Consider the following 11,341-nt stretch of genomic DNA (forward strand, 5'->3'; position numbering starts at 1 on the left):
GCGCCGCGGGGGGGGGCGGCCGCGGGGGGGCGGGGCGGGGGGGGGGGGGGGGGGCGCGCGGGGCGGGCCCGGGGGCGCCGGGGCGGTCGCCCCCGGCTGGAACTGCCAGTTGCCGCGCCCCTCGGCGTTGGTCTCGAGCAGCAGGTCGGGGCGGTCGAGCTCGATCCGCGCGATCTCGACCCGGCGGGAGAGCAGCGGCAGCAGCGCGGCCTGCACTTCCACGCGCCCGGCGGTCAGCATCTGCGGCCGGCTGCCGCCGGGGGCATTGGCCAGCTCCACGTCGCGCAGCACGACCGTCGGGCGGCGCGACAGGCCGAGCTCGACCGCGCCGATGGCGAAGTCCCGCCCGGTCGCCTGCTGCACGGCGGCGACGAGGCGCGCGCGCACCGCCTCCGGGCTGACCAGCACGCGCAGCCCGACGAAGCCGGCCAGCGGGATCGCGACGACGACGCCGAGCAGGATCCAGGGCCAGCGCCGGCGGCGGCGGGTCGGGGGGGTTGGGTCGGGCATGCGTTGCGTCTCCTTCCCGGGGGGAACGCATGGGTGGGGCGAAGGGCGGCGCCGCCCCGCGAAAGGCGCTCAGGCGATGCGGCGCGGCCTCGGCGTGCGCGGGGCCTCGAAGCCGAAGAACGCGAAGGTCTCCTTCATATGGGGCGGCAGCGGCGCCGCCACCTCCAGCGTGCCGCCCGCGGGGTGCGGCAGGACGAGCGCGCGGGCGTGCAGGTGAAGCTGGCCGGGCAGGCCCTCCATATGCGCCGCCGCCCCGCCATACTTGCCGTCGCCGAGGATCGGGCAGCCCAGCGCCTCGGCGCAGTGGACGCGCAGCTGGTGGGTGCGGCCGGTGATCGGGCTCAGCTCCAGCCAGGCGGCGCGGCGGCGCGCGGCGTCGAGGATGCGGAAATCGGTGACGGCGCGCGCGCCCTCCCCATCCTCGGCCGGGGCGGTGCGCTCGCCGCGCGGGCCGCCCTGCTTCACCAGCGGCAGGTCGATGCGCCCGGCCGGCGGGGTCGGCTCGCCCACGGTCACCGCCCAGTAGGTCTTGCGCACGTCGCGCCCGCGGAAGGCGGCGGCGAGATGCGCGGCGGCCGCCGGGGTGCGCGCGAGGACCAGCACGCCGGAGGTGTCGCGGTCCAGGCGATGCACCAGGCGCGGCCGGTCGGGCGCGCCGAAGCGCAGCGCGTCCAGCATGCCGTCGAGGTGCCGCGCGATGCCCGGGCCGCCCTGCACGGCCAGGCCATGCGGCTTGTCCAGCACCAGCACCTGGTCGTCGCGATGGATCACCATCGCCTCCAGCGCCTTGGCCTCGCGCGGGTCGAGCGGCTTCGCGCCGGCCTTCGGCGCCGGCGCGTCGGGCATTGGCGGGATGCGGATCTCCTGGCCGGGCAGCAGGCGGGTGCTGGCCTCGGCGCGCTTGCCGTCCACGCGGACCTGGCCGGTGCGCAGCATCTTCTGCAGCGCGCCCTGGGTCAGCGCGGGGTAGTGGCGGCGGAACCAACGGTCGAGGCGCGTCTCGCCATCGGCGGCGGCGACCTTGCGGAGCTGGATGGTCATCGGCGCATCCCCCACCACGCGAGCGCGAAGGCCGCAAGCCCCAGCCCGACCGAGGCGGCGACATAGAGCGCCGCCTGCGCCGGCGCGCGTTCGAACAGGGTCGCGGTCTCCAGGCTGAAGGCGGAGAAGGTGGTGAAGCCGCCGAGGAAGCCGGTGACCAGCAGGAGCCGCGCCGGCCCCTCCAGCCCCGCCGCCGCCGCCCAGCCGATGGCGGCGCTGCCCAGGATGTTCACCGCGAGCGTGCCCCAGGGCCAGCCCGGCCCGAGCGCGCCAAGCGCGGCCACCGAGACCAGGAAGCGCACCACCGCCCCGGGCGCCCCCCCCCCCCCCCCCCCCCGGCCGCGGATCGAAATTGTGCATGTAGTTGTTGCAGATCAGCCCGGTGCCCGGCACGGCGATGCGCGCGCCGAACAGCGCGTTGATGGTCTGCGTGGTGGCCACGATGTTGCCCGCCGCATCGGCCACCGTCACATGCGTGGTGCAGTTGGATTCCGCCAGCGTCGGATCGGCCTGCCACGCCTGCGCTGCGCCCATGTCAAGCAACGCGCGGCGCCGATCTGCGTAGTCCTTGCTGGTCAGCATCGCCACGGGCACGCGCACGAAATCGGGATCGGCGGTCGCCACCGCGCGGTCGGCGAAGGCCATCTTCAGCACCTCGGCGACCAGGTGCAGCCCCTTCGCCGTGCCGAAGCCGAGCGCCGCGACGTCGAAGCCTTCCAGCACGTTCAGCATCTGCGTGACATGTACGCCGGCCGAGGCCGGGGGCGGGGGGCCGAACACCTCGAAGCCGCGATAGGTGCCGCGGATCGGCGCGCGTTCGAGCGTGCGCACCCCGGCGAGATCGGCCAGCGTGACGATTCCCTCCTGTCGCGCCAGCGCCTCCGCGATCAGCCGCCCGAGCGCGCCGCCATGCAGCAGCTCCGGCCCTTCCTGCGCCACCGCGCGCAACGTCTCGGCATAGGCGCCCTGCACCAGCTTCGCGCCGGCCGGCAGGCGATCGCCGCCCGGCAGGAAGCGCGCGGCGAGGTCGGCATCGCGCGCCAGGTCGGCCGCCGCATCCGCGATGCAGTCGGAAAGATAGGGCGTGACGCGGAAGCCGCGCGTGGCCAGCCGGATCGCCGGCTCCATCACATCGGCCAGCGGCCATGTGCCGTGCCGCGCCAACGCATGCGTCCAGCCGCGCAGCGCCGCGGGCACGGCGACCGAGAGCGCGCCGATCGCGTTGCGCCTGCCCTCGGTCTCCCGTTCCTCGGGCAGCGAGCCCGGGATGGGGCGGTACATGTCCGGCGTCGCGGCGGCGGGCGCGGCGGAAAGCCCGTCCAGCACCACATGCGCGCCATCCGCCATGCGGATGTGGCAGACGCCGCCGCCGGTCAGGCCGACCATCATCGGCTCCACCACGGTCAGCGCGAAGAGCGTGGCGATGGCGGCATCCACGGCATTGCCGCCGGCCAGCAGCACCTCCGCGCCCGCCGCGCTGGCCAGCGGATGGTTGCTGCACACCACGCCGCGCGCGCCGCGCGCCGGCTGCTTCTCCAGGGCCAGGGGGAACCCGTTGCGGCCGACCAGGGCTGGGGGCAAGGCGCGCTCCTTCGATGCGGCCGCAGTTTGGGCGGAGCGGCCGGGCGCGGGAAGGGGGGCGGGTTGAGCCGCGGGCCATGCGGCGCCATCTGCCCTGCAACGCCTGCCGGGAAAGCCCCATGCCCGTTGCCGAAGCCTATCGTCCCGCCACGACCCATGCCGATCTCGGCGATGCGTTCTTCGACCCTGTCGCCGCCGCGCGCTTCCCCGCCCATGTGCTGCGCTGGCGCAACCGTCGCTGGGACGCGCGCGTCGGCCTCGACAGCCTGACGGACGAGGAATGGATCGCGCATTTCGGAAAATTCGAAGCGCTGCCCGGCAGCTTCGAAGCGCCGCTGGCGCTGCGCTACCACGGCCACCAGTTCCGCTCCTACAACCCCGATCTCGGCGATGGCCGCGGCTTCCTGTTCGCGCAGCTGCACGACCTGCGCGACGGGCGGCTGCTCGACCTCGGCACCAAGGGCAGCGGCCGCACGCCCTATCACCGCGGCGCCGATGGCCGCCTGACGCTGAAGGGCGGGGTGCGCGAGGTGCTGGCCACCGAGATGCTCGAGGCGCAGGGCGTCTACACCTCGAAATCCTTCAGCCTGGTCGAGACCGGGGAGGCGCTGGAACGCCACGACGAGGCCTCGCCCACCCGCGCCGCGGTGCTGGTGCGGCTCAGCCACTCCCACATCCGCATCGGCACCTTCCAGCGCCTCGCCTATCACAAGGACAACGACGCCATCGCGCGCCTCGTCGCGCATTGCTGCACGCACTACATCCCGGAAGCGCGGCGCGACGACGCCGGCGCGCAGGTCGTCGCCTTCTTCGAGGCGGTGGTGCGGCGCGTGGCGCGGATGGGCGCGCAGTGGATGGCTGCCGGCTTCGTCCATGGCGTGCTGAACACCGACAACACCAACATCACGGGTGAGAGCTTCGACTACGGCCCCTGGCGCTGGGCGCCGACCTACAAGCCCGACTTCACCGCCGCCTATTTCGACTATGGCGGCCTCTACGCCCTGGCCCGCCAGCCGGAGGCGCTGCTGTGGAACCTGGCGCGGCTCGGCGGCTGCCTGCTGCCGCTGGCGGAGGAAGCGCCGCTGCAGGCCGCGCTGGAATCCTTCGAGGACGCGCTGCATGCGGAATTCCGCGCCAAGGTGCTCTGGCGGCTCGGCCTCGCCTCGGCCGGGGAGGAGCGGGACGCGGCGCTGGTGCGCGCGCTCTACCAGTTCCTGCTCGACAGCCAGGCACCGCTGGACCAGGTGTTCTTCGACTGGCGCGGCGGCGGGCTCAGCGCCGTGCGCGCCGCGCGCAGCCCCATCGCCGCGACCTATGCGGAAGACGGCTTCGCGCCGCTGCGCGCCCTGCTCCTGGACCACCCGCCTGCGCACGGCGCCAATGTCGGGCACCCCTATTTCGCCGCGCGGACGGAGCCCTGCGCCATGCTGATCGACGAGGTCGAGGCGATCTGGGCGCCGATCGCCGAGGCCGACGACTGGTCGCGCTTCGACGCCAAGATCGCCGCCATCGCGGAGATGGCAGACGCGCTCGGCAGCACGACGCCGCCGGCGGCTTGATCAGGCGGGCGTCTCCTCCGCCTCGTCGCGCCGCAGCAGCGCCGCGTCGATCTGCTCCAGCAGCGTGGGGAAATCCACCGGCTTGGGGTGATAGTCGTCGCAACCCGCTTCCAGCACGCGGCCGCGGTCGCCCGACATGGCATGCGCCGTCAGCGCGATGATCGGCACGTGGCGCGTCGCCGCGTCCTCCCGCAGCAGGCGGGCGGCGGTCCAGCCATCCATCACGGGCAGGTTCATGTCCAGCAGGATCACGTCCGGCGCCAGGCTGCGGGCCTTGTCCACGCCCTCCTGCCCGTCATGCGCCAGCTCGACCTCGAAGCCGCGCCGGCGCAGGCGCCGCGAAAGGAAGTCCCAGAGTTCCTCATGGTCCTCGACCAGCAGGATGCGCGTCATCGTGCGTCCTCCCTTCCCGGCGCCGCCGGCGCCACGCGTTTCAACTCGCTCGCCAGTTCGCGCGCCGCGGCGCCGGCGGGCAGGATGGTCCGCACCGCCTGCCCGAGGCCGGAGAGCGCGGCCTCGTCCATCCCGCCCTCGGCGATCGCGATCACCGGCAGATCGCGCAGCATCGGCCGCCGGCGCATCTCGCGCAGCAGCGCAACACCCTCGCCGGCGCTCGCCGGCCGCAGCTCGATCACCAGCACCGCCGGGATCGGGGGGGCGTCCAGCCGCGCCAGCGCGGCCTGCGGCTCCGCCACCGCCTCCACCGTCCAGCCCTCGGCCTCCAGCAGGTCGCGCAGCTCGGCCCCGGCGTGCGGGTCGGGTTCCAGCAGCAGCGCATGGCCCGGCGCGACCTCGCGGCGGAAGCGGTCCAGCACGCGCTTCAGCCGGTCCCAGCGCACCGGCTTGCTGAGGTAGTCGGCCGCGCCGAGCGAGAGGGCGAGGCCGCGTTCCTGCACCACCGTCAGCATGACCACCGGCGTGTCGGCCAGATCCCGGTCGGCCTTCAGCGCCGTCAGCACCGCCCAGCCATCCATCCGCGGCATCATCACGTCGAGCAGGATGGCCGCCGGCCGCAGCCGCCGCGCCATCGCCAGCCCCTCCGCGCCGTCCGCCGCACAGCGCACGGCGAAGCCCTCCCGCCGCAGGAAGCGCGAGACCAGGTCGCGCGTGGCCGCATCGTCGTCGATCACCAGCATCAGCCCGGCATGGCCGTCCTGCTCGACCGCCGGCGTTTCGGCGGCAAGGTTGTCGGGCTCGGCGCGCGCGGCGCGGATGTCGGCCGGCAGTCGCAGGGTGAAGGTGCTGCCCTGGCCCGGCTGGCTGCGCACGCCGATCTCGCCGCCGAGCATGGTCGCGAAGGCCCGCGTGATCGCCAGGCCGAGGCCGGTGCCGCCGAAGCGCCGCGTGGTCGAGGCATCGGCCTGGCTGAAGCGGCGGAACAGCCTGTCCACCTGTTCCGGCGACATGCCGATGCCGGTGTCCTCCACCTCGAAGACCAGCGCCTCGCCGTCCTTGCGCGCGCGCAGCGCGATGGTGCCGCGCTCGGTGAACTTCGCGGCGTTGCCGAGCAGGTTGAACAGGCACTGCCTGATCTTGACCGGATCGGAATGCGCGGTGCCGAAGCCTTCGTCGCAGGTCACGGTCATGCGGTTCTGCCGTTTCGCGGCCAGCGTCTCCACCGTGCCGGCGACGTCCCGCACCAGCGCGCAGACATCGAAATCCTCGGCCTGCACCTCCATCCGCCCGGCCTCGATCTTGGACAGGTCGAGCACGTCGTTGATCAGGGACAGCAGGTGGCGCGCATTGGCGCCGATCTTGCGGAGGTCGTCGAGGAACGCGCCGCCGCCGTCCATCGCCTCGGCCTCCTCCTCCAGCATCTCGGCGTAGCCGATCACGGCCGAGAGCGGCGTGCGCAGCTCATGCGACATGTTCGCGATGAACCGGCTCTTGGCGCGGTTGGCTTCCTCGGCCGCGGCCTTGGCGGCGGCCAACGCCTCCTCCGTCTCGCGCAGCTCGGTGATGTCGGTGTTGGTGCCGAACCAGCCGATGGGCCGCCCCGGGCCCTCCGTCGCCTCCCCGTCCTCGCCATCCTCGAATAGCGGCAGCGCGCGGGAGAGGAACCAGCGGTAGTTCCCGTCCTTGTCGCGCAGCGGGAATGTGTCCTCCCAGGGCGCGCCGGCCTCGATCGCCGCGGCGAAGCGCTCGGCGACGCGCGCGGCGTGCTCCGGGTGGCGCAGGCCGAGCCAGCCATCGCTCACCGCCTGCTCCGCGGACAGGCCGGTGAAGTCGAGGAAACGACGGTTGCACCAGCGCACCCGCCCCGCCGCATCGGTCATCCACGCCAGCTGCGGGATCGCATCCAGGATGGTGCGCAGCCGCGCCTCGCTGCGGCGCAGCCGCTCCTCCGCGCGGCGCCGCCGCGTGTCGTCGAAGGCGACCAGCCCCACGCCGCCCGGCCGCCCGCCCCGCCCCGCGCCGAGCGGGAAGACGCCGAGCAGCAAATGCCGCGCGGCGCGGTCGCCGCCGGGCGGGCGGACGGTCACCTCGATGCCGGGCTGCGGCCGCCCGCCCTCCAGCACCTTGCGCAGTTCAGGCCCGATCCGGGCGCTGACGCCCTCCGGCAGTGCGGCGTCGCTGCCGGCCTCGACGCCGAGCGCGCGTTCCCAGAGCGTGACGAGATGGCGGTTGGCATGGCGCAGCCGCAGCTCCCGGTCCAGGAAGCCGAGGCCGATCGGCGCGTGTTCCAGCACGCCGCCAAGCAGCGCCTGCGCGCGCCGTTCCGCCCGCCGGCGCGCCAGCGCCAGGCCGGCCAGCACGCCGCAGGCGGCGATGACGCTGCCGAGCGCACCGACATAGGGCCAGGCGTTGTCCGCTTCCGTCGTCCAGGCCCATGCGGCGACGCCGACCGCCAGCACCACCAGCGCCGTCGCGACCCCCGGCGCGCGGCGCGCCCAGCCGGGCAGCAGGCCATCCGGGGTGATCGGCGCGGCGGATCCGGCATGGGCGGGGAACACGGGCTGCGGCGGCCTCCATCCTGGTGCGGCGCATGCGAAGGACCGCGCCGCATGGCGATGAACTCCCCGCGAGCCGAAGCGTTCCCTGGCCGCAGCGTCGGACGAGAGGATCGCGCATCTTGGAGATCGGCCCCAACGGGCGGCGCGTCGCGCCGCGCGCCAACACCCAGCTTGCGGCGGTGGCGCCGCTGGTCGCGGCGGCGATCGTCGTCGCCGCCCTCTATCTCGGCCGCGACCTGCTTGTGCCGCTGGCGCTGGCGGTCATCCTGGCCTTCGTGCTGGCGCCGGTGCTGCGGCTGCTGCGCCGGATCGGCCTGGGGGAGGGGCCGGCGGCGCTGCTGACCCTGCTCGGCGCGGTCGGCGTGCTGGGCGGGCTGTTCACCGTGGTGCTGCGCCAGCTCGCCGCCCTGGCCAGCAGCCTTGCCGACTACGCCGGCAATTTCCGCGACAAGCTGAGCGCGCTGCGCATCGCGGACCTGCTGTCGGGCGCGAAGGACGCGCTGGACGCGCTGCGGGAGATGGTGGGCACCGCCCCCTCCCAGGCCGTGCCGGTCACCACCGACGATGCCGCGCCGATCGCGCTGCTGGCCGGGCTGGCCGGACCGGTGCTGGCGCCGCTGGCCACCATCGGGCTCGTGCTGGTCTTCGCGCTGTTCATCCTGCTCTATCGGGAGGACTTGCGGGACCGGCTGATCCGGCTGGCCGGCGTGCGGGACCTGCATCGCACGCTCGGCGCGCTGGACGACGCCGCCTATCGGCTGTCGCGGCTGTTCCTGGCGCAGCTGATCCTGAACGCCGCCTTCGGCACGGCGGTGGCCGCCGCGCTCTGGCTCATCGGCCTGCCGGGCGCGCCGCTGTGGGGAATCCTGGCCGGGCTGATGCGCTTCGTGCCCTTCATCGGCACGCCCATCGCGGTCATCCCGCCGGTGCTGGTGGCGATGGCGGCGGACCCGGGATGGGGCATGGCGCTCGCGGTGCTGGGGCTGTTCGCGCTGGCGGAGCCGCTGATGGGCCAGCTGTTCGAGCCGCTGGTGTTCGGGCGCAGCGCCGGCCTCTCGCCGGTCTCGGTGATCGTGGCCGCCACCTTCTGGACCTTCATGTGGGGGCCGATCGGCCTGCTGCTGGCCACGCCGCTGACGGTCGGTCTCGTGGTGCTCGGCCGGCACGTGCCGCGGCTGGAGTTCCTCGAGGTGATGCTGGGCGACCGGCCGCCGCTGCGCCCGGAGGAGAGCTTCTATCAGCGCGCGCTGGATGGCGACGCGGATGCGCTCGTGCAGCAGGCCAAGGCCGCTCTCGGCGAGGGCCGCACGCTTGCCGCCTGGCACGACGAGGTGGCGCTGCGCGGCCTGGCGCTGGCGGAAGCCGACTGGTCGCGCGAGGTGATGCCGCCGGAGCGGCTGGCGATCATCCGCCAGCAGGTCGAGACGCTGCTGGACGAGATGTCCGAGACGCCGCCGGCCGTGGAAGCCGACGCCCTTCCACCGGGCTGGACGGCGGATGGCGCGGTGCTGTGCGTTCCCGCGCGGGGCCGGCTGGACGACCTCTCGGCCGCCATCGCCGCGCAGGGGCTGGCGCATGGCGGGTTCGGCGCCGTCTCGCTGCCGAGCGCGGCGCTGGAAGGCGCGCAAGACCTGGTCCCCGATCCCGCCCGCATCCGCCTCTGCTGCCTCTGCGTGCTGGAGGCCGGCAGCAGCGCGGCCGCGGTGCGCTACTTCCTGCGCCGCGTGGCGCGGCGCCTGCCGGGCGTGCCCGTGCTGGTCGCGCTGTGGCACGCGCCCGCCGACAGCGCGACGCTCGCCGAACTGCGGCAGGAGAAGGGGGCGGCGGCGGTGATCGCCACCTCCCTCGGCGAGGTCGTCGCCTTCTGCCAGGCGGCGGCCGACCAGCCCGCGCCCTCCCCCCTCCCGCTCGCGGCGGGGTGACCCTGGACAGCCCGCGGGCCGCGCCGCATTGTCCGGCCCCCTTTTTCTCCCGGGAGGCAATACGCACCATGCACAAGCTCGGAACTCGCGCCGCGCTGCGGGCGACCGCCTGCGCGCTGGCCCTGTGGGCGGGCCTGGCGGCCGCGCCCGCCGGCGCCACCACCTTCACCTGGGCCACGGCCAACGACATCCTCGGCCTCGATCCGCATGCCAACAACCATGGCGTCACCAACGCCATGAAGAGCAACATCTACGAGCCGCTGGTGCGTCGCCAGGCGGACGGCACGCTGGCCCCGGCGCTGGCCGAGCGGTGGGAGACGCCGAGCCCGACCACCTGGCGCTTCCACCTGCGCCGCGGCGTCACCTTCCATGACGGCACCCCGCTGACCGCCGCCGATGTGGTGATGTCGGCCGAGCGCGTGCGGCAGAACGACATGGCCTATGTGCTGCAGTCGGTGACCCGCGTGACCGCCGTGGACGACCACACGGTGGAGATGGAGACGCGCGGCCCGAGCCCGATCCTGCTGCAGGACCTGACGCTGTTCTTCGTGATGTCGAAGGCCTGGGTCGAGGCGAACAACGCGATGAGCGTCGCGCGCGCCGGCCAGGCGGGCGCGGCCACCGCCTTCCCGCAGCTCAACACCAACGGCACCGGCCCCTTCCGCCTGGTGGAGCGCCTGGCCGACGAGCGCACCGTGCTGGTGCCGAACCCGACCTACTGGGGCGCGGCGCAGATGAACACCGGCATCACCCGCGCCGTGTTCCGCCCGATCGCCTCCGCGCCCACGCGCGTCGCCGCGCTGCTCTCGCGCGAGCTCGACGTGATGTACCACGTGCCGCTGCAGGACATGCCGCGCGTGCAGCAGACCCAGGGCATCCGGCTGGTCACGGGCCCGACCGCGCGCACCATCTACTTCGCCTTCGACGTGGCGCGGCCGGAAAGCCTGGACGAGCCGGGCAAGCCGAACCCGCTGCAGGACGTGCGCGTGCGGCGCGCGATGTACCAGGCGATCGACATGAACACGATCACCCGCGTGATCCTGCGCAACTCCACCACCGCGTCGGGCCTGCCGATCGCGCCCGCGGTCGGCGGCCATGTCGCCGCGCTGGCCGAGCGCCTGCCCTTCGACGCCGACGCGGCGAAGCGCCTTCTGGCCGAGGCCGGCTACCCGAACGGCTTCCGTATCACGCTCAACTGCCCGAACAACCGCTACGTGAACGACGAGGCGATCTGCCAGGCGGCGACCGCGATGCTGCAGCGCGCGGGCATCCAGGCGCGGCTGAACGCCGTTCCCTTCGGCCGCTTCCTGCAGGGCGGCGCGAACAACGAGTACCAGTTCTGGCTGCTCGGCTGGACGCCCGGCAATTTCGACATGACCAACCCGGCGCGCGAGCTGCTGGGCGCGGGCAGCTTCAACTGGGGCAAGTTCAACGACGACCGGATGAACGCGCTGGCGGCCGAGATCGGCACGCTGGCGCTCGACAATCCGCGCCGGCAGCAGCTGGCCGCCGAATACTGGACCCGCTACCGCGACCTCGTGCCGCAGATCCCGCTGCACCAGGAGCCGCAGATCTTCGCCGTGCGCGACACCGTGGCCGACTTCACGCTGCGCGTGCAGGAGGACCTGGAGCTGCGCAACGTGCGGATGCGCGGGAACTGAGCGCAGCGCGCCGCGCCTGACGCAGGGGCCCCCCCCCGCGGCGGGGGGGGGCCGGGGGGGTGAGGCCCGCCCCCCCCTGACAAGGGAAGCCGGGGCCGGGGCGGGAGCCGGCC

General features: G+C 74.2%; 7 protein-coding genes and 1 pseudogene. 3 read left to right on the plus strand and 5 right to left on the minus strand.

What is annotated here, in order from left to right; translation table 11 throughout:
• The 3 genes and pseudogenes from AC1MIR_RS18700 to AC1MIR_RS18710 all read right to left on the minus strand — a co-directional run.
• A partial coding sequence (locus tag AC1MIR_RS18700; RefSeq protein ID WP_480029700.1) for an AsmA family protein occupies nucleotides 1–510 on the minus strand: 510 nt, incomplete at its 3' end.
• A gap of 69 nt (nucleotides 511–579) precedes the next feature.
• Nucleotides 580–1,551, minus strand: coding sequence for an RluA family pseudouridine synthase (locus tag AC1MIR_RS18705; RefSeq protein ID WP_480030224.1), 972 nt, complete (start codon nucleotides 1,549–1,551; stop codon nucleotides 580–582).
• A gap of 357 nt (nucleotides 1,552–1,908) precedes the next feature.
• Nucleotides 1,909–3,057 (minus strand): annotated as a pseudogene (locus AC1MIR_RS18710) (gamma-glutamyltransferase family protein); the annotation flags it as partial.
• 194 nt (nucleotides 3,058–3,251) lie between these two features.
• Here AC1MIR_RS18710 and AC1MIR_RS18715 point away from each other — a divergent pair.
• Entirely contained in the window at nucleotides 3,252–4,691 is a 1,440-nt protein-coding gene (locus AC1MIR_RS18715) for a protein adenylyltransferase SelO (protein ID WP_480029701.1), read from the plus strand.
• Here AC1MIR_RS18715 and AC1MIR_RS18720 read toward each other — a convergent pair whose 3' ends face one another.
• Complete coding sequence (locus AC1MIR_RS18720) at nucleotides 4,692–5,084, minus strand: response regulator (protein WP_480029702.1); 393 nt, start codon at nucleotides 5,082–5,084, stop codon at nucleotides 4,692–4,694. It abuts the gene before it with no gap.
• A complete protein-coding gene (locus tag AC1MIR_RS18725; protein WP_480029703.1) occupies nucleotides 5,081–7,645 on the minus strand; it encodes an ATP-binding protein in 2,565 nt (854 codons plus the stop codon). Before AC1MIR_RS18725 ends, AC1MIR_RS18720 begins: the two co-directional genes overlap by 4 nt.
• A 119-nt stretch (nucleotides 7,646–7,764) precedes the next feature.
• Between AC1MIR_RS18725 and AC1MIR_RS18730 the strand changes: the two genes are divergently transcribed.
• A complete protein-coding gene (locus AC1MIR_RS18730; protein WP_480029704.1) occupies nucleotides 7,765–9,567 on the plus strand; it encodes an AI-2E family transporter in 1,803 nt (600 codons plus the stop codon).
• Nucleotides 9,568–9,635: 68 nt separating this feature from the next.
• A complete protein-coding gene (locus tag AC1MIR_RS18735) occupies nucleotides 9,636–11,228 on the plus strand; it encodes an ABC transporter substrate-binding protein (protein WP_480029705.1) in 1,593 nt (530 codons plus the stop codon).
• Nucleotides 11,229–11,341: the final 113 nt, after the last annotated feature.

The organism is Falsiroseomonas sp. RANM36 (assembly GCF_056682175.1).

Bases quoted from the DNA above. Each gene is read 5' to 3' on its own strand.
- AC1MIR_RS18715 (WP_480029701.1), top strand. From the start codon at position 3,252: ATGCCCGTTGCCGAAGCCTATCGTCCCGCCACGACCCATGCCGATCTC.
- AC1MIR_RS18720 (WP_480029702.1), bottom strand. From the start codon at position 5,084: ATGACGCGCATCCTGCTGGTCGAGGACCATGAGGAACTCTGGGACTTC.
- AC1MIR_RS18705 (WP_480030224.1), bottom strand. From the start codon at position 1,551: ATGACCATCCAGCTCCGCAAGGTCGCCGCCGCCGATGGCGAGACGCGC.
- AC1MIR_RS18735 (WP_480029705.1), top strand. From the start codon at position 9,636: ATGCACAAGCTCGGAACTCGCGCCGCGCTGCGGGCGACCGCCTGCGCG.